Here is a 19067-nt window from a genome sequence, read left to right as displayed (position 1 = left end):
ACAAGACGGCGCATGATCTCACTTCGGCGGTAGCGCAAATCGGAGCGCGAGGCTGATGGCGGATGGAACGACAGAGGCATGGTTCTCATCCCCAAACGTCCGGAACGAGACGTCAAGCGATGCGGCCGCGGTCCGCGTGAGCGCGGCGACAAATTCGTGGGCATTATCGACCATGCGATTGCGCCTTAGCCATGATCCATAGTCGTCGGCATCAGCCTCAGCCGACGACATCCCGCCCTGCTCCAGGCTGCCGACGGTGACGAGCACGCGGCGCGGCGCCAAGCTGGGCGCCGCAAAGGCCTTCAACCGTTCGGCGAGCGCATCTGGCGCGAACCAGATCGACGGGCTGGCCGCGACGTAGCTACGAACCAGCGTCGGCCGGGTCAAGAGCGCGTAAAGCCCAAACAAGCCGCCGAAGGAATGACCGAACAGCGCGGTGCGGTCGGGATCGATGGCGAACTCGTCCGAGATGGCCGGCGCCAGCTCGCACTGGATGAAATCAAGAAACGCGTCCGCGCCTCCGGTCTCGTCCCATACGCGGTTGCCCGGCCGCCGCGGCAGACGATCGGCCGCGACCAGCGGCGTGTAGTCATAGGTGCGACGCTTCGCATCAATCCAGTGCACGGTCGGATAACCGATGCCGACGATGACGGACGGCGACACACCGGTGCGCTCGGTGCGGCGCGACTGGAGCGCCAGCGTTGCCACCGCAATCGGAAACATGCCATTGCCGTCCAGCAGATAGAGCACCGGCAGCGATTCGCGCGGCCGCGGCTCCGGCTGCCAGACAAAGATCCGATAGTCGTGCCCGGCCGTCGAGCGCATGTCGCGCACCGAAGCACCCGGCAGCATGGCGTGAGCCATCGGCTGGTCGTTGTTCCCTACCACTGGTATCGGATCGTCCCCATGGTCGAGCGGCCATTGCCATAGAAGCACTGGGTGGCGGAGGCGCAGGCCGACACATAGGTCTTATCGAAGAGATTGGTGACGTTCAACGCCAGCTTCCATCCCTTCAGCTGCGGCGACAGGCCGTTCAGGTCGTAGTGCAGCATGGCGTCGGCGAGGATATAGGCCGGCACGATCATCGCCATGGAGTTGATGTTGTCACCGAAGGATTCGCCGACGTAGCGGACGCCGCCGCCGAAACCGAAGCCCGCCATCTTGCCGCTCTGGATGGTGTAGTCGGCCCACAGCGACGCCGTGTTGGCGGGCGCACCGACCGGCGTCTTGCCCTGGATCGAGATGCCGCTGACCACCTGCGTGCTCCTGGTGATCTCGATATCGTTGTGGGCGGCGGCCGCGATGATGTCGAGGCCCGGGATCGGCGTCAGCTTGGCGCTGAATTCGATGCCCTTGGAATTCACCTGCCCCTGCTGAATCTGGCAGTTGACCCCGGACTGGGTGCAGGCCGGATAGTTGGCGTAGAGATGCGCCGTATCCAGGGTCAGCACGTTGTTCTGCGTGATGTCGTAGAGTGACAGCATGAAGAAGCCGTTGAAGCCGTTCGGCTGGTATTTTACGCCGACTTCATACTGCTCGCCGGTCGTCGGCACGAAGGCCGCCCCGGTGTAGTCGGTGCCGATGGTCGGCTCGAACGAAGTCGCATAGCTGGCGTAAGGCGCGAAGCCGTTGTCGAATAGATAGGTCAGGCCGGTGCGCCAGGTCGTCGCGGAGTCGGACGGATGGCTGCGGTTGGTGTAGACGCCGGTCGCGATCGTCCGCGTGTCCGAGGTCGCATTGGCCCAGTCGTTGCGGACGCCGATCACCGCGGCGAGCTTGCCGAGCCGAATCTGATCCTGGAGATAGACGCCGGTCTGCTCGCGCTCCTGGAGTGTCTGCGTCGTCAAAGTCGGCGCGGCGATCGCGCCGTAGTTGGGATTGAGATAGTTGACGTAGGTGGTGGAGCCGTTGCCGAAGGTGGCATCCGACGAACTCTTCTGGAAGTCGACGCCAACCAGCACGGTGTGCTGGAGCCAGCCGGTGGCGAACTTCGCCTCGGCCTGGTTGTCGATGGCAGCGGCCTGAAGCGTTTCGATGTAATGCGTGCTGGTGCGGCCGATGCAGAGATTGGTCGTGGCACCGGCGCCGCAGGTCGCACCCGCGCCAAACCCGGTCACCGAGAGCGCCTTGAAGTCGCTCGAGACGTTCATGTAGCGGAAGTTCTGGCGCACCGCCCACGTCTCGTCGAAATGATGTTCGAACTCGTAGGCAATGGAGTCCTGCGTGCGGCTGTAGCTGTTGTAGTCCGGATGGCCTGCGAAGAAGTTGCGCGGGATCTGTCCGTTCGGGTTGACCTGGAGCGTGCCGAGGGCCGGCAGCCAGTTCGGCTGGTAGGTCGAGGGATCGCGGTCGTGCACCGCGCGCACGGTGAAGGTGGTATCGGCCGTCGGACGCCACGTGATCATCGGCGCGATGAACTCGCGCTCGGTCGTGGTGTAGTTGACATCAGTGTCGGCCTTGCGGCCGAGACCGATCAGCCGATAGAGCAACTGCCCGTCCTGGGTGATGGGACCGCTGACGTCGAAGCCGCCCTCGATGCGGTTGTGATCGCCGAAGCGGGTGAACACCTCGCCTTGCGGCGTCGCCGACGGGCTCTTGCTGATCAAATTGATCATGCCGCCGAGATTGTTCTGGCCGTAGAGCACCGAAGCCGGGCCGCGCAGGATCTCGACCCGCTCCAGAAGATACGGATCGACCGAGGGCATCGCATAGGACACGCCGCGCGGGAGGCGGAGGCTATCCCAGAAGTGCAGATAGTTGGCGTTGGCGCCGAAGCCGCCGAAACCGCGGATGAAGACGTTGTCGAAGCGGTCACCGACGCGGGTCTCCGCGACGACGCCGGGCTCGTAGCGCAGGGCTTCGGCGACCGAGCGGGCGCCCTGCGTGGTCATCTGCTCACGGGTCACGACCGTGATCGACTGCGGCGTCTCCATGATCGAGCTGTCGGTCTTCGATCCGGTGCCGGTGCGATGGGCGACGATACCCCGTACCGGCCCGCGAGCCGTTTCCTTCGGTGCAACCGATGCCGCGGCCGGCTTCGGCTGGCTCATGGCGGCTGCGCGCGGCGCGCGGGAGGTGGCGCGCACCGGACGGCGCGAAGCTCGCGATGCCGGACTCTCGACCACGACCGGCGGGAGGCTTGCCCCATTCGTCGATTGCGCATGAGCAACATGGATGGCACCAGGCCACTGGCCCGCGACAACCAGCGCCGAGGCATAAAGCATCCACTTTCCACGAGAAACTGTCATCATCCCCATCGTCCAAGAATTCCGCCACGGCACCCCCGCGCCGCGCTGCATCCGGTGTTGCACGATGGGAAAACTGGACCTAGGGGCGGACTTTCGTTCGCCGGACTCTCGCTTTCGCTCAGAGTTAGGAAACCTAAAAACTGGGACAGGATGTGGCTGGTCCTACCGTCAGCGCAGGCTGCTCGGCGAGACGCCGAAGCGCTTGCGGAAGATAGTGGCGAAATGGGCGGCGCCATAGCCAACGTGGAAGGCCGCCCCCGACACGTTCATTTCGCCGATCGAGATCAGCTTGTAAGCCTGCTCCAGCCGGTACTCCTGGAGGAAGCCGAACACGCTCGCGCCATAGACCTGACGGAAGCCGGAGGAAAGCTTCCGCACATTGAGGCCGACCTGCTGAGCCAGCGCGTCGAGGCTTGGCGGCTCGCGCATCGAGGCCGCGAGCAGATCGCGCGCCTTGCGGATGCGCTCGACATCGCGCGCCGTGAGCCGGATATCGGTATCGCCCGCTTGGGTGGTGCAGGACGAGATCGCGAGCGCCACAAGCTGCATCGCCTTGCCGCAAAGATAGAGCTCGCGCTCGGGGCCACGGATCGGACAGTTCGTGATCTGCGACACCAGCACCTGCAGCGCGCGGCTGGCCGGACAGGAAGCAAGCTGCGCACCGCGATGGCTTGCGCCTCCGATCGCGGCAAACGACCGGTCGAGCGCATCCGACATCTCGGCGCCGAGCACGCTCTCGTTCATCTGCACGATCAGGTAGCGGATCGGCGCATTGGCCGCGAAGACCTGGTCTCGCTCGGCATCCGCCGAGCTGCGGATCAGCAGCACGGTCGGCCCGCACACCTCGCGGCCGCGGCCGCCGCCGACGCTGATCTGCAAACGGCCGCTCAAGAGAACCACGGTCTTGATACCCGCAGGCAGGGCCGTATTGACCCGCTTGGGCTGATCGAAGCGGTTGATTCCAGCTGCCAGGACGAACCCGCCCGACATCATGATCAGCCGCTCGTTCAGATCCACTCCTTGGGTAGCCATCGGTCCCGTCACAATTCTCCCATTTTCAAGACCACCGCATCCCAAGGCTGCGATGGCGAACCTCAAGCATGAGGTGCGGGTACAATTTAGACTCACTGCTCGGCAGAGGGCTACGATCGAGCGATCAGATTAAACGGCTTCTAAACTCGCTCATGATAATTGCGCACAAGAGCACAACGTCCAGAAACAATCGTGCCCCATGGACACATGGCGCCGCCTCCTTGACCAGGGTGGAGCAACGATTCCGAGACGCTTCCGCGTCTACTGCGGCAAAAGCGGCGTGCACCGGACCGACGAACATGTCGTTCGGCTGTCGCCGGGCGGACAGCCTATCCCCGAGGGCGCCAGCTGCGATGACCGAGCCGTTCAAGCGCATCGCTGCGGACGCCGACCTTGCAAACATCTGCTTTCAAGGAGCAAAAGCGGTTCCGGCGAACCGGAGAGAATGACAAAGCATTGTTGTGACGATGGTCGCATGATCGTCGTTCTCGCCGAGTTCAAACCGCACATCCGCCTGCGCGCCGAACGCCGCACTGACTTCACCCGCAATTTCGCGCGTATTGTCGATCATGCGGCGAGCTTTGCGGATATCATGATACTGGCTGCCGAAGTTTTCCGTCGCCTGCCAGGGCGCAAGTTCCTGCTCCCAGCGGCCGACCGCCGTAAAGAGGCGGATCGGCCGCGTGATGGCGTTCGCTGACGCCAACGCCCGCGACAGGCCCTTTCTGTCCCACCAGACCGAGGGGCTGAAGCTGATATAGCCGTTGAACATGTCCGGCCGCTGCGACAGCAGGTCCAGCACGAAATAGCCTGCGAGAGAGTGTCCCAGAAGAATGCGACGGTTGGGATCGACGTTGAGCCGCGACTGGACATGCGGCAGCAACTGATTTCCAAGGAAGCGGATATAGGCGGCCTGGCCGCCGCAGCTATCTATGGCCTTGTCCGGAAATACGCTCGCATCCGCGGGCCCGCGCGTGAAGTCCAGATGGCGGCGGTCGGTATTGTATCCATTGGTATTGGGATAGCCAATGCCGACGACAATCGCCGGAACGATGCCGGTCGCCTTTGGACGCCGAGAGACGCGCCGCACGGTCTCAGCGACGGTGATGAAATCCGAATTGCCGTCCAGCACATAGATAACCGGAAAGCCGCCGACGGGTGGCTCGATTTCCGGGACATAGACGAATATCTCGTAACGGAGCCCCGTTTCTGACGAGCGCAACGCAAATCTTGAGCAACCCGGCATGACCAGCGATTCAGGGACCGACATGCCCGCCAGGTCATTGCGCGTTGGCGCGCTCCCTGGGGTCTCTCTCACGGCTTTCTTATGCATGCAGCGTTGCGCCTCCGTCGACATAGATATCGGCCATCGTGATGTGCCCTGCCTTCTCCGATAGCAGGAACAGGATCGAATTGGCGATATCCTCAGGGGTCGCAAGCTTGCGAAGCGGAATACCGGTCTTGAAATTCTCGAGGGAGCCCTCGATCACCCGCTCACCACCGTGCGCATCGCTCCACATACCCGTCTGCATCGGCGTCAGCGTCGATCCGGGCGCCACGATATTGCAGCGAATGCCATACCCGGCAAGCTCCAGGCCGAGGCAACGGGTGAACATGGTCGCAGCCGCTTTCGAGGCGGCATAGGCCGCCATGTTCTTACGCGGAATGCCCGCGGCATTGGAGCTTACCGTGACGATGCTGCCCTTGCGCCGCGGCACCATATGGCGGGCGAGCGCTCGAGAAACATGGAACACCCCGGCCACGTTGACGGCAAAGACGCGTTCCCATTCTGCGTCGCTCGTTTCCACGATCGAGGTCGTGGAAAGCACGCCAGCGACACTAACGCCGAAGTCGATGCCACCGCATTGCGCGTCCATCTCTCCGATAACGCGCTCCACGTCGGCGCCATTGGTCACGTCGAGCGAACGAGCGAAGAGATTGTCGCAGGCAAGCTCGACCAGCGAGCCCGCCGAATTGTCGGTGGCAAGGACTGTCGCGCCCTCCCGCAACAACGCCTTGACCACCGCAAACCCGATTCCGCCGGCTGCGCCAGTCAAGAACACCTTCTTGCCTTCGAACTCGCTCACGGCTCATCTCCCTTTGCTCTTCCCATCTCGTGCTCGAGAAGCGCGGCCTTCAACATCGGTGCGACATGGAGCACGGCTTCAGCGCCCGTCATGTGTGCGTGAACGAGAGGGACATCCCGGATATCGAGTGATCCAATGTAGGGCATCCAGCTTTCCGGCCGGAGGCCTGTCCCGTCGCTGGCCCGATCCTTGGCCGCCCGAAAATGCAACACCGGACCATCGTAGCGGCCATGGCGATGCCCGCGCACCAGGCGATTGTTGAGGGCCACGACCCGGACCATGCCATCAAGCGCCGCCGCCGGCAGCCGACCGAGCGGACTTTCGCTTTCGGCAAGAAAAGTCATGACCGCCTCACGCGTCAGCGGCAGTTCCGGCAGTCCATCTGGATCGTGGCCACCGATCGCAAGCAGTGCCTTCAATTCGGCACCCGGCCCCGGATCTGGCTCATCGCGCCAGCAATCGCAGGGATAGGCGTCCAGCAGGGCAACAACGCCGACCTTCTGCTCCATCTCTGTCAGATGCACCGCGATCGCCTGGGCAAGGATACCGCCGATCGACCAGCCGACGACGTGGATCATCTGTCGGTCTGCGATGAACGCGATGCGGCGCGCATAGTCGCGTGCCATATCATCAAGGGTTTCCGGCGCTTGCTCATCAGGATCGAGCGCCAGAGCCTGAACACCCCAGGCGGGCCTGTCGGCACCGAGCGCTCGGGCTAGTCCATTGTAGCACCAGCAAAGCCCGCCGGCCGGATGGAGCATGAAGACCGGTGCCCTGCCCCGCTCAGCCGCGTTCAGCTTGACCAGCGGCTGCAGTCCCGCGCCTTCGCTCGCTGCCCCCCGATCCAGATGTTTAGCGAGCTTGCCGATGGTGGAATGCTCGAACAGGACGCCGATGCCCGGTTCATGACCGGTCGTTTCGCGCAGGTGCAGCATCAGCTCCACCGCCAGGAGCGAATGCCCGCCGAGATCGAAGAAATCATCATCGACCTGGAACGGCCCCTCAGCTTGCAGAATCCGCTCGAACAGCATGGCAACGAGCTTTTCGTTTTCCGTGACGGGCGCGAGACCGCGACCTCCGGCGAAGACGGGCGCCGGCAGCAGCCTGCGATCGAGCTTACCGTTGGCGTTCACCGGCAGTGCGTGGAGCACGACGATCGCCGAGGGCAGCATGTAGTCCGGCAAGAAGCGTCCGGCATGGGTGAGAATGTCGCCCTCGGCTCCATCGTCCGCCTCACCACCTTCCAGGGTCGCATAGGCAACGATGCGCTTTTCTCCCGCTTGATCCTCCCGCAGGTCAACCACCGCCTGCGTTACCGACGGATGAGACAGGATTGCCGTTTCGATCTCGCCGAGCTCGATGCGCAGGCCGCGCAGTTTGATTTGATGATCGGAGCGTCCGAGATACAGGATCGCGCCATCGGCGCGAACACGCGCGAGATCGCCAGTACAATACATCCGCTCTCCGGCATGGAAGGGATCGGCGACGAAGCGTTTCGCTGTCAGTTCCTCTTGGCCGAGATATTCGCGCGCCAGTTGAACTCCGGCAAGATAGAGGTGCCCCTCGACGCCGACCGGCACAGGTCGCAAATGGTCGTCAAGCACATAAAGACGTGTGTTCCAGACCGGGTAGCCGATCGGGACCGGGCGAGAGGAATCGCCCGCGACGGCCGGCCAATAGCTGACGTCAACCGCAGCTTCGGTCGGCCCATAGAGATTATGGAGCTCGGCTGTGATCCGCTCGTGAAAGCGATCGCGCAGATCGGCCGTGAGCTCCTCACCGCTGCAGAAGACACGCTTCATCGCGATACCGCGCGAACCGGGTTCCGCCAGAAAGGCCGACAACATCGAGGGCACGAAATGGACCGTCGTAACCTTCTCGTCCCGGATGATCTGCGCCATCGCCCTCGGGTCCTTGTGCGCATCGGGCGGAGCAATCACGAGGCTTCCACCAGAGAAGAAGGCAAGGAAGAACTCCCAAACAGAAACGTCGAAGGTCATCGGGGTCTTTTGCAGGATGACGTCGCTTGGGCCGAAGTCGTAATGCTGCCGCATCCATTCGAGCCGGTTGACGATCGCCGCATGCTCGATCACGACGCCCTTCGGCTCGCCGGTGGAGCCTGACGTGTAGATCACATAGGCGGCACTCCCGCCGGCTGTCTGCCCAAGAGCGCGCCCTTGCGGCTCGGTCGGCCAGGCAGGCGGCGAAAATACCTCGATCGTACCGAGCGGCTCGCTGTCCTTGGCACCGAGGACGAGAATCGGGCGCGATGACGCCAGGATCCTGTCCAGCCGCTCCCGCGGATGGCCAAGATCGAGCGGCATATAGGCCGCACCCGCGCGCAGGATCGCGATCAGCGCCACGACGAGATCAAGCGAGCGCGGCAGCGTCACGGCCACGATCGCATTCCGTCCGGCGCCGCGCTCGGCAAGCGCCTCCGCCAGAGCTGCCGTGCGACGATCAAGTTCGGCGTAGGTGAGAGATCGGCCACCGAAGCGTAGCGCCTGCCTGTCGGCAAAGGAAACGAAGCTGTCTTCCAGCAACTGCGACAGCGTCCTGTCCGTGACCGGATGCGCTGTATCGTTCAGACGCTCGAGCAGCCAGCTACGCTCCTCATCTGTGACCGTTGCAACCTCGCGCAGCGACCGGCCCGCAAGGGCCGCCTCGACGGCCGCACCGACGAAATTCGCAAGCCGCTTGGCGTGGCTCTGGGTCTCGCCTGCCTCGTAGAGAAGGGGATTGGTATCGACCTCAAGGCTGAGACACCGGGCCGCCGGGTCGCCGCGAAAGGTGAAGGTGATGTCGTCAACCGGCCCGGTTCCCAGAGTGGTAAGCCTTGTTTCCAGGCCGGTAAGCCTAGGGAGCGCATCGAAGGGCAGGATGTTGACGAGAGGGCCGTAGAGCCGCCGTTGGCCGCCAAGGAGTCCAAGGTCGCGGCGCATCTGTTCGCCGCGATGGCGCCCGTGGCGGCGATCTCGCGCCATTCGGCCGGCCGCCTGCGCGAGCCATTGGACAAGCCCTCCCTCCTCGTCGACGTCGAGGCGCAGCGGCAATATGTTCATCAGCATCGTCGGAACACGAGCCGCCGGCGAGCCGAAACGCCCCATGAACGGCACGCCGATCGTGATCTCATTGCGCCTGACATGGCGAGAAAAATAGGCACCGGCCAGCGCCGTCAGAAGATCGGCCCAGGAAAGTTGCGTCGTGCGGGCAAGGCGCAGCAGGCTGTCGCAAATATCCGGTGCGAGCATTCTTTCGACGCGGTCATAGGATGATGCGGAGCGCGCCAGCCCCGCCTTCAGACCTGTCACCTCCGGCATATCGCGCAAGGCTTCGTGCCAATAGCCCGCATCCCGCCCAGACCGTTCCGATCCTCGATAGGCCTTCTCTTCGTCAACGGCGACATCGAGAGCGGTCAGTTCTGCGCCTTTCGGTCCGCCGGCGACCGTAGCGTTGTAGATCTCCGCAATGCGCTGCGTGACGAGACCTGTCGCGAACCCGTCCGTCACCATATGGTGCATGCGCTGATACCAGATGTAACGTTCTGCGCCGAGGCGAAAGAGCATCTCCCGCGCAAGCGGATCGCCTGCCAGGTCGAGAGGGCTATTCATGTCCGTTTGCATGGCCGCGAGGGCGTCGCCCTTCGGATCGCTGCGAAGCGTCATATCTTCCAATTCGAGCAGCGGTCGATTGCGCTCCTCGACGATCTGCACATCCTTGCCGGTGATACGAACGGACAGGCCATCCGCCTCCATCGCGAGCTGTCGAACAGCGGTCGCGAATGCCGCCACATCGAGCTTTCCATCGATTTCGACATAGTGCCCGGTATTGAATACGGGATTGGCCGGATCGATGCTCTGTGCGAACCAGATACCTGACTGCGCTTGCGTCAGGGGAAGCTCGCGCACCGACCGGTCAGGGACGGCCCTCACGCTCTGTGCCGTCATGATCGTGCCTCCGCGATCTCGTCGATGTGCCGCTTGACGAGCTGCCACCAGCCGGCGAGCGTCGGACGCGTGGCCATTTGGGAGAAATCGAGATCCACGCCCCGTTCCTGCCACAGCAGCACCAGGTTCATGGCCCGCATCGAGTCGAGTCCGAGATCCATCAGATTGTCATCGTCACCGATCTCTGCGGAGCCGATATGGATCATGGCGGCGACGTCTTCGCGCATGAGGTCGAGGCTGAGCGGCTTCGTCATGCGTCCGCCCTCCCATTCATCATGCGGACGAGCGCCTCGATCGACATTGGAATTCCACAAGTCGCCGCGACATAGCTCAAGGCCATATCGTGTTGCTCACGCGAGAAGTCGGCCACGGCATCAGCGACGAAGAACGGCTTGATGTCCCGTTGGAATGCCTCGCCTGCCGTCATCAAACAACCGATATGCGCGTAGATCCCGCTGATGACGATTTGGTCGCGGCCGCGCACCCGCATGAGATCAGCAAGATTGCTCTGCTGAAAGGCGCTGTAGCGATGCTTGACGACAACGATATCGTCCGCCGCCGGGCGCAGCAGATCGATGATGTCCTGATGTTCCGGCATGGTGGTCATGCCCGGCCCCCAAAGATCGGCTTGGAGTCCCCGGTCGCGGCGATCCTGGTTACCGTTCTGCGCCGTATAGAAGACCGGCATTCCCGCCGTCACCGCCGCAGTTTTCAGGCGAACGATGTTGGCAATGACCGGAGCAATCGGCGAGGCGTCCGGCTCGAAAGCACCGACGAAGTAGTTTTGCATGTCATGGATCAGCAGAGCGGCCCGGTCGGGATCGAAGTCCCATTTGGCGCGTGCAAGCGGAATCTGTGCGACGTGAGGAAGCTCGTAACTCGCTATTTTCGGTAGCCTCATGTCAGGCCTCCGTCGGTACGGTCTTGAGAAATTGCGCGCGAAGCTGCTGACGCAGCACCTTGCGGCTGACTTTGCCAACCGCCGTCGTCTGAAAGACGTCGACGAAGATAATCTGGTCCGGCACCTTGAACTCGGCGAGGCCACGGCCACGCACAAAAGCCTTGAGCGCCGCCACTCCTGGCCTCTTCCCCTTCGGTATGATGAAAGCGCAACTTCGTTCACCGAGATAGGGATCCGGGATCGAAACCACCGCCGCATCGAAGACGCCGGGATGAGCCAAGAGATGATCCTCGATCTCTTCGGCGGAAACCTTCTCGCCAGCACGGTTGATATGGTCTCCCGCTCGTCCCCGCACCACGAGATAGCCCTCCCTCGTGCGCGAAACGATGTCGCCCGTGCGATAATAACCATCCTCCGTGAAGGCACGCGCGTTCGCGGCATCGTCGTTGTGATAGCTCCGGATGGTATAGGGTCCGCGTGTAAGCAGCTGACCAGGCTGGCCGTCGGCAACCGGATTGCCGTGATCGTCGATGATCAGCAGCTCGTCGTCGGGGCTGATCGGCCTGCCCTGCGTGTTGACGATGATGTCGTCGGGATCGTCGAGTCGCGTATAATTAACGAGTCCCTCGGCCATGCCGAAGACCTGCTGCAAGGTGCAGCCGAGCGCGGCACCGACGCGGGAAGCCGCCTCGGGCATGAATTTCGCACCACCGACGAGCAGGACTTCGAGACTTGAGATGTCATGCTTGGACGTCGAGGCTGCTTGCATCCATAACAGCGCCAGCGGAGGGACGAGGCCAGTCATCGTCACTCGTTCCTGTTCGATCAGAGCGAAGGCCGTCTCCGCACTGGGAGACGGGCACATGACGATACGGCTGCCGGCATAGAGAGCGCCGAATACTCCCGGCGAACTCATCGGAAAATTATGCGCGACCGGCAAGGCCGCCATGAAGACGCTGTCTTTGCCCAAGCCGCAGATATCGGCGCTGGCACGGAAGCTGTAGATATAGTCATCATGAGTGCGCGGGATCAGCTTCGGCAGGCCCGTGCTGCCGCCCGAAATCTGCAGAAAGGCGACTTCGGCCGGCGAAGGGAGCGGTGGAAGCGTCTGCTCGCTGCGAGGTATATCGTCAAGCGCACGAAATTCCTCGGCTACGCCGATCACCACGACATGGCCAAGGCCGACGGCCCGCGCCCTGACCTCGCGGGCGAGCGCGCGGTAGTCGAAGCCTCCATCCACGGCCTGGATCACGTAAGCGCTCGCCTGCGCCTTCTCCACGAAATGCGATATCTCGGTGACGCGGTGGGCGGGAAGCGCGAAAACCGGGATGAGATTGGCGCGAAAAAGTCCGAAAACGACGGACAGGAATTCCGGTATATTGGGCAATTGCACCACAACCCGTTCGCCCGGACGAAGCCCGAGCGCGAGGAAGCGGGCGGCGTTTTCATTGGCTCGCTCAAGCAGCCCCGCATAGCTCCAGCGTTGCTCGCCGCCAATGACGGCAATACGATCTGGGGTCTCACGGGCGCGCTGCGCGAGAAAGCCGAACATGGTTTCTCCGCGCCAATAGCCTTTCTCGCGATAGAGCAGAGCGCATTTCTCTGGCCAGACTTGCTTCAGCTCCAGCATGGCGGGCCTCACTCGTCAAACCTGCCGCCATCGATGCCAAAGGCATCCAGCATTGCGCGGAACTTGGCGGAGGTTTCGGTCACCTCGCCCTCCGGCGTAGATCCCGGAACGATGCCGGCGCCCGCATAGAGCCGCGCGTGATTGCCGTCGAGTTCGGCGCAACGGATGGATACATGCCAGCGCCCGTCACCCGCCGAGTCGCACCAGCCGACGGCGCCAGCGTAGAACTCCCGATCATAGGGCTCGAGTTTCGCGATCTGGTCGTTTGCGAGATTGCGCGGCAGGCCGCAGACCGCAGGCGTCGGATGCAGGAGGCCGGCGAAATGGACCGATGACAGCGAAGCGTCCTTGAGCTGGCCAACGATGCGCGTGCCGAGATGCCACATGCTTGCCGTTGCCCGCAAGCAGGTCCCTTCGGGTGTCGAGAGATCGACGCAATACGGTGCCAGGACATCCAGGATAGACTCGACCACCATTGCATGCTCGCGGCGGTCCTTGTCGGAGGCGAGAAGTCCGGCGCCAGCCTTGCGGTCCTCCTCCGCGTTCAGATGCCGACGGGCCGAGCCGGCGAGCGGATGAGAGACGATATGCCCACCCCGCTTCTCGAGAAGGAGTTCCGGCGTTGCGCCGATAAGGCTGCGGAGCCGATTCGAACGTGCTGGCAACGGGGTCGCAAAGACCGTGACACTTTCGTCCGCGGAAAGCTTGCGCATCAGTTCGGCCGCGGAGAAATCGCGGTTCGCCGTCACTTTCAGGCTGCGTGACAGGACGACCTTGCGCAAGGTGGCCCCCGGCGCGTTCAACTGGTCGAGAGCGACAGCAACGGCATTGGCGAACTCGGCGGCCGCCGGGTCGGGATCGACCGACAGGATCCTGGAGGCGACAGCGTGCGATGATGTGCCACCGCCGAGGCCGGGGATGGCGCCGATGTCATGCCTCCCCTGGACGCGAAGAACGCGTTCGGGCTGAACAAGATACGATGGCCGCGTTGGATCAAATGGCAGAGCGCCAACGAGGACGTCCGGCCCCTCCGTTTGCTTTTCGAAGAAATCGGCCGTGAGCTCCGCAAGATTCGCAAGCGCACCATCGCCCAGGGTCGCAATCTGCCCGAGCGCGAGCATCGTCTCACCGGCTGTCTTGAAGACAAAGGGAATTGGACGAGCGAGCGCAGGCTCCGCCTGCACCTCTTCGTCTATCCAGATAAGTGGAGTTGCCATGCTGCGCTCCGGTGTTCGTTGTGGATCAAATACCTGTTACGCCCCGATATCGCCCCGGCGATCGTCAATCGGTCCGGCAGGTCCCTGTTTGCTCATCACGATTATTCCAGCTTCGGGATGCAACCGCGGCTTACGAAAAGCAGCCGCTCAGGATCGGCGGCGAACCAGGGTCATCCCGTCACCAAGCGGCAACATGGACATGTCTACCCGCTCATCGTCGCGGATCTTCACATTGAGGCGGCGCAGAGCCACGGTCTCTGAGCTATGGTCTTGCGGATCGGCGACCGATCGCCCCCAGAACACGTTATCGAAGCAAATCAATCCGGCCGGCCGGATGAAACGCAGGCTGTACTCGTAATAGGTGTCGTAGTTTTCTTTATCCGCGTCGATGTAGACGAAATCGAACGCTCCCTCGCCTTCATCGCCAAGAAGACGCTCGAGCGATACGATGGCATCGCCGAGCTTAAGCGCGACGCGGTCTGTCACCCCCGCCTTCCGCCAGTAACAGCGCGCGATCGCCGTCCATTCTTCGCTGGCATCTAGCGTGATGAGCCGACCGTCCCGCGGCAACGCGAGCGCCATGGCAAGCGCGCTGTAGCCGGTGTAGGTGCCGATCTCCAGCACCCGCTTCGCACCGATTGTCTTCATCAAGAAAGCGAGCAACTGGCCGGCAGGGGGTGATGTCACCATATTGCCTTCGGGCAGCGCCAGGGTCTCTTCGCGCAACTTCCGCTGTACTTCGGTTTGACGCGTACCGAATTCGACCGCGTATTGTCGTATCTGGATGTCCGTCACGTGCTTCATGCCCGATCCTCAGGTCCGTTGCGCGCTCGTCACGACCTCAAGGAAGCCGTGGCCTGCTCGTTCGAGCGACTCCCCAGGAGCACTGGTTGACCGAGGGCAAGCGCAGACATATTTCTCATTGAGCAGGTTGGTCGCACTGACTGCAGCTTCCAGCGCGCGGCACGAAGTGCCGCCGAACTCGTTACTGGCACAGCGCCCGCGCGCGACCTAGGGGCAGGCTTTCGCTCGCCGGACTCTCGCTTTCGATCAAGATTAGGAGACCTAAAAACTGCTGGCCATGTGCCACCCGCCGTCAACGCAGGCAATTGGATGAGATACCAAAACGTTTGCGAAAAATGGTTGCAAAGTGGGTGGGGCCGTACGCGACGTGGAAGGCCGCCTGTGACACACTCATGTCGCCGGTCGATATCAGTTCGTAGGCCTGCTTCAATCGGTACTCCTGAAGGAAGCCAAAGACACTTGCACCATACAGGCCGCGAAAACCCGCGCTCAGCTTTCTTGCGTTCAATCCGACGTTCTTCGGATGCAGCGCTCATGCAAGCTGACGCCAGTTCGTGAGGGCCGCTTCGCTTTGCTTTCAGTGACCAAAGAGTGCAGTGAGGTCTACGATGCCATATGGCTCGACGACTAAGGGACGACAGAGCCTCCCGGGCCCGCCACATAGGAGATTGAGATGAACGGACTTCGGATTTGCGCGATCATCGCGGCATGCACGCCGACGATTTGGTCTCTGGCGTGGGGTGCCGGTACGATCGCCGCGCGCTGGTAAGCCCGCAGAGCCCACCAACACTGGCCGGCGGGCGCCCTTTCACACCCACCACGCCCGGTGCCTCGCCGACGTTCCTGGCTAAAGCGTGGAAATGACACCATGTCTGAAGAACACGCTATAGTATCAGATCGTTAGCAAGATCAGGTTGGAGGAGCGGTGATCCGCTGATCGCGAGCGGAACATCGGCTTGAAGTCTCTTATCCCTGCCCTCAAAACTTGTTGTCGAACCCATCCACCGAGCCGATACGAAGTCATCCACTTCAAGGCCCGCTCAGACCGGCCGTAATGAGATTTCTCTTGATCTCCCGGTGCACACGTCATGCACAAGGCGCCTTCTAGCCAACTGAAAATCTGACCTCTCGCTTCGATCCATCAGATACCCCAGCGTAGCGCCGCGGTATGCACTGGGGCGTCCCACAACTCTTTTGCCTGACCGTCGAGCACTGAAACGGTGATCGAAGCACCGGCCATGTCGAGAGACGTCACATAGGAGCCGGTGAGGAAGCGCGTCGCCGTGATACCGGCGCCATCCAGAATGCGCTTGGCGCTGTTGGCCATCAGATAGAGTTCGAGGAGAGGCGTCGCACCGAACCCGTTGACTAGAAGCAGGGCCTCGCTGCCCTTGCTCGGCGCGAGATCGCCCAGGATCGCATTGAGCATCTCGGCAGCAATGGCATCGGCCGATGCCAGCGGCACCCGGCGGCGACCCGGCTCGCCATGAATACCGACGCCCATTTCCATTTCGTTGTCGGCCAGGGTGAAGTTCGGCCGGCCCGCCGCCGGAACCGTGCACGGCAGCAGCGCCACCCCCATCGAGCGGGTGCGTCGATTGACGTCGTCGCCGAGCGTCTTGAGCGCGGCGAGCGGCATTCCCCTTTCAGCAGCGGCGCCGACCATCTTTTCCACGATCAGCGTGCCGGCGACACCGCGACGGCCGGTCGTGTAGGTCGATTTCTCGACCGCGACATCGTCGTTGGTCACGACGCTTGCGACCTCGCGCCCGGCCATCTCGGCGGCCATGGTGAAATTCATCACATCGCCTTCGTAATTCTTGACGATGAGGAGCACGCCTGCCCCGGTGTCGACGGCCTCAGCCGCCTCGATCATCTGATCCGGTGTCGGCGACGTGAAGACCTGGCCCGGACAGGCGGCATCGAGCATGCCGTGGCCGACAAAGCCGGCGTGGAGCGGTTCATGGCCGGAGCCGCCGCCAGAGATGAGCGCGACCTTGCCCGGCTTTAGCGTGCGGCGGCGCACGAACTTCCGCTCGGCGCCGAGCAGCAGGATGTCAGCATGTGCAGCCGCCAACCCGTCGAGACTCTCTTCGAGCACCGTGTCGGCGCTGTTGATCAGCTTTTTCATGGCGTCCTCCCGGTTATCCTTTTTTTGCGTTTCGAATTCGTCAGCCGATGCTTTCGGCGTAGCGGGCGAGCTGGGCAGCAAAGTCGACGATGAGCTGCTCGAGCGCGCGATTCTTCTTGTCGTCGCCGAGATCTGGCACGGTCACGGTAACGATGCGCGTGCGCGCCTCGCGATGGGCGCCGCGCAGCCGCCCCGGATGCGCGCGGCCATATGCTTCGAGGAACGCCGCACGCTCAGTACCTGCGAGATGGCAGACCTCGAAGATAATGGGGACATGCTTCGCCGGAATCGGCACCAGATAGGCCGGATTGGTGATCTGGCTCACGAAGGAGCGGTTCTTGCCGAGCGCGGCCGCGAGCTTCAACCGCGTCCCGGACGGCCGGTTGTCGAGAGCCCGCCGCAGGATGAGCTTGTAATCCGCGACATTGCTGTCGCCCGGCCGGCTTGTGTCTTCGCCTGCGTCGTCACTCATGCGGTCACCCCGGCAATGGCGGCCTTGAGCCGCGCCACCGCAATCGGCGAGACCGACAGAGACGTCAAGCCTGTCGCCAGCAGCGCCTTCGTCAAACGCGTGTCCGCCGCGGCATCGCCGCAGAGCGAGACTTCGACACCCCGCCTGCGCCCGGCCTCGACCGTTCGCGCGATCAGCGCGAGCACCGCCGGATGGCCGGCATCGTTGAGGTCGGCGACAGCGCCGATATCGCGTGCCGCAGCCATTGTGTATTGGGTCAGATCGTTGGACCCGATGGAATAGAACGCCGCGCCGAAATCTTCGGCGCAGAGCGCTGCCGCCGGGACCTCGACCATGATGCCGAGCGGCGGACGCGCGCAGGCGATACCCTCTGCGCCGAGGGCCGCGAACTCTGCGTCCAGCATGGCGTTGGCGCGATCGAGCTCCGAAGGGATCGCGACCATCGGCAGCATCACCTTCAGCGTCCCATGCACGGCCGCACGGCACAGCGCCCGCAACTGCACGCGAAACACCTCCGGCCGCGCCAACGAGAGGCGGATCCCGCGTAAACCCAGGAATGGATTGCGCTCGCCATCGACCGTCACGCCAGGAATTGGCTTGTCTCCGCCGGCATCAAGCGTGCGGATCGTCACCGGCCGTCCTGCGGCCCATTCGAGAATGCGGCGGTAGACCGCGTACTGGGTATCCTCACCGGGCAGGCCCCTCGATCCCTCGAACAGAAACTCCGTCCGCACGAGGCCGATGCCGTCGCAGATGGCGGGATCGAGACCCGCAAGATCGTCGTGCGCAGCGACATTGAGGAGAACGGCGATACGTCGGCCATCGGCCGTCAGCGCCGGCTTGAGGCGACCGGCGTCGGCAGCAATCTGTGCCGCATTCGCAGCCGCCATGCGGCGCTCGAACAGGCGGCGCGTTTCGGGCTTGGGATCGAAGATCACAGTGCCGGCGTCGCCGTCGACCAACGCCAGTGATGGCGGCTGTCCGTTCCATGGCAATGGACCTAGTCCAACCACCATCGGGGCGCCACGCGATCGCGCGAGCATCGCGACATGCGACGACGGCGACCCGCTGGCGAGCGCAATGGCACCGCCACGAGTCCAATCGACGGCCAGAAACGTCGATGGCGAAATATCGTCACCTGTGACGACGGAATCGCCGGAGATCTTTGCGATCGCATCCGCGCCATTCAGGCCCGCGAGCACGCGATCGCGGATATCGACGAGATCCGCGGCGCGCGCCCGGAAATATTCCTCATCCGCCGCGCGATAGCCGGCGATCTCCGCGTCGAGTGCTGCGCGCCAGGCCTGATCGGCAACGGTACCACCCGCAATCGCTTCGTAAGCCCCCTCTGCAAGCGCATCGTCACCGAGCATCGCGACCTGGAACTCCAGGATCTCCGCGGCCTCGCCATGAACCGTCGCGATCAGCTCGGCGAGCTCCACAGCGGCCCCCTCGATCGCCGCCTTCAGCGCCGCGGCCTCCTGCGCAGGATCGCCCTTCGCCGCCCTGCTTGCCACTGCCCTCGTCAGCACGGCGACCGGGCCGATGGCAAGGCCAGGCGAAGCGGGATGGCCGGTGAGATGAATTTCGCCCACGAT

The 19067-nt window shown here is 63.1% G+C and carries 15 protein-coding genes; all 15 read right to left on the bottom strand.

Going from position 1 to position 19067, the window contains the following annotated elements; genetic code table 11:
• Nucleotides 1–18 precede the first annotated feature (18 nt).
• The 15 genes from JQ566_RS04870 to ptsP all read right to left on the bottom strand — a co-directional run bounded on the left by JQ566_RS04870 (nt 19) and on the right by ptsP (nt 19064).
• Complete coding sequence (locus tag JQ566_RS04870) at nt 19–864, bottom strand: alpha/beta hydrolase (RefSeq protein ID WP_212370600.1); 846 nt, start codon at nt 862–864, stop codon at nt 19–21.
• A gap of 17 nt (nt 865–881) precedes the next feature.
• Nucleotides 882–3050, bottom strand: a complete 2169-nt coding sequence (locus JQ566_RS04865; protein WP_249139192.1) for a TonB-dependent siderophore receptor — start codon at nt 3048–3050, stop codon at nt 882–884.
• A 366-nt stretch (nt 3051–3416) separates the two neighbouring features.
• Nucleotides 3417–4280 carry a helix-turn-helix transcriptional regulator gene (locus JQ566_RS04860; protein WP_212370597.1) on the bottom strand — a complete coding sequence of 288 codons (864 nt, stop codon included), beginning with the start codon at nt 4278–4280 and terminating at the stop codon, nt 3417–3419.
• A gap of 409 nt (nt 4281–4689) precedes the next feature.
• A complete protein-coding gene (locus JQ566_RS04855; RefSeq protein ID WP_212370596.1) occupies nt 4690–5613 on the bottom strand; it encodes an alpha/beta hydrolase in 924 nt (307 codons plus the stop codon).
• The gene (locus JQ566_RS04850) at nt 5606–6367 is read right to left on the bottom strand and encodes a 2,3-dihydro-2,3-dihydroxybenzoate dehydrogenase (RefSeq protein ID WP_212370595.1); all 762 of its coding nucleotides are present in this window, start codon (nt 6365–6367) and stop codon (nt 5606–5608) included. The genes JQ566_RS04855 and JQ566_RS04850 overlap by 8 nt, the downstream gene beginning before the upstream one ends.
• Nucleotides 6364–10314, bottom strand: a complete 3951-nt coding sequence (locus tag JQ566_RS04845) for a non-ribosomal peptide synthetase (RefSeq protein ID WP_212370594.1) — start codon at nt 10312–10314, stop codon at nt 6364–6366. Before JQ566_RS04845 ends, JQ566_RS04850 begins: the two co-directional genes overlap by 4 nt.
• Complete coding sequence (locus JQ566_RS04840; RefSeq protein ID WP_212370593.1) at nt 10311–10568, bottom strand: phosphopantetheine-binding protein; 258 nt, start codon at nt 10566–10568, stop codon at nt 10311–10313. The genes JQ566_RS04845 and JQ566_RS04840 overlap by 4 nt, the downstream gene beginning before the upstream one ends.
• Complete coding sequence (locus JQ566_RS04835; protein WP_212370592.1) at nt 10565–11215, bottom strand: isochorismatase family protein; 651 nt, start codon at nt 11213–11215, stop codon at nt 10565–10567. Before JQ566_RS04835 ends, JQ566_RS04840 begins: the two co-directional genes overlap by 4 nt.
• Before the next feature lies 1 nt (nt 11216).
• Entirely contained in the window at nt 11217–12845 is a 1629-nt protein-coding gene (locus tag JQ566_RS04830; protein ID WP_212370591.1) for a (2,3-dihydroxybenzoyl)adenylate synthase, read from the bottom strand.
• Nucleotides 12846–12853: 8 nt separating this feature from the next.
• Nucleotides 12854–14062: an isochorismate synthase gene (locus JQ566_RS04825; RefSeq protein WP_212370590.1), complete on the bottom strand. Its 1209-nt coding sequence runs from the start codon at nt 14060–14062 to the stop codon at nt 12854–12856.
• Between the two features lie 147 nt (nt 14063–14209).
• Nucleotides 14210–14866 carry an O-methyltransferase gene (locus tag JQ566_RS04820; protein ID WP_212370588.1) on the bottom strand — a complete coding sequence of 219 codons (657 nt, stop codon included), beginning with the start codon at nt 14864–14866 and terminating at the stop codon, nt 14210–14212.
• Between the two features lie 292 nt (nt 14867–15158).
• Nucleotides 15159–15374: a helix-turn-helix domain-containing protein gene (locus JQ566_RS04815; RefSeq protein WP_212370586.1), complete on the bottom strand. Its 216-nt coding sequence runs from the start codon at nt 15372–15374 to the stop codon at nt 15159–15161.
• Between the two features lie 633 nt (nt 15375–16007).
• Nucleotides 16008–16997 carry a dihydroxyacetone kinase subunit DhaK gene (gene dhaK, locus JQ566_RS04810; protein WP_212370584.1) on the bottom strand — a complete coding sequence of 330 codons (990 nt, stop codon included), beginning with the start codon at nt 16995–16997 and terminating at the stop codon, nt 16008–16010.
• Nucleotides 16998–17037: 40 nt separating this feature from the next.
• Nucleotides 17038–17469, bottom strand: coding sequence for a hypothetical protein (locus JQ566_RS04805; protein ID WP_212370582.1), 432 nt, complete (start codon nt 17467–17469; stop codon nt 17038–17040).
• The gene (ptsP, locus tag JQ566_RS04800) at nt 17466–19064 is read right to left on the bottom strand and encodes a phosphoenolpyruvate--protein phosphotransferase (RefSeq protein ID WP_434057807.1); all 1599 of its coding nucleotides are present in this window, start codon (nt 19062–19064) and stop codon (nt 17466–17468) included. Before ptsP ends, JQ566_RS04805 begins: the two co-directional genes overlap by 4 nt.
• Nucleotides 19065–19067 lie beyond the last annotated feature (3 nt).

The sequence above is a fragment of the Bradyrhizobium sp. SZCCT0231 genome (assembly GCF_018130245.1).
Taxonomy (GTDB): domain Bacteria; phylum Pseudomonadota; class Alphaproteobacteria; order Rhizobiales; family Xanthobacteraceae; genus Bradyrhizobium; species Bradyrhizobium japonicum_F.
This window is presented reverse-complemented; position numbering and strand designations above follow the sequence as displayed.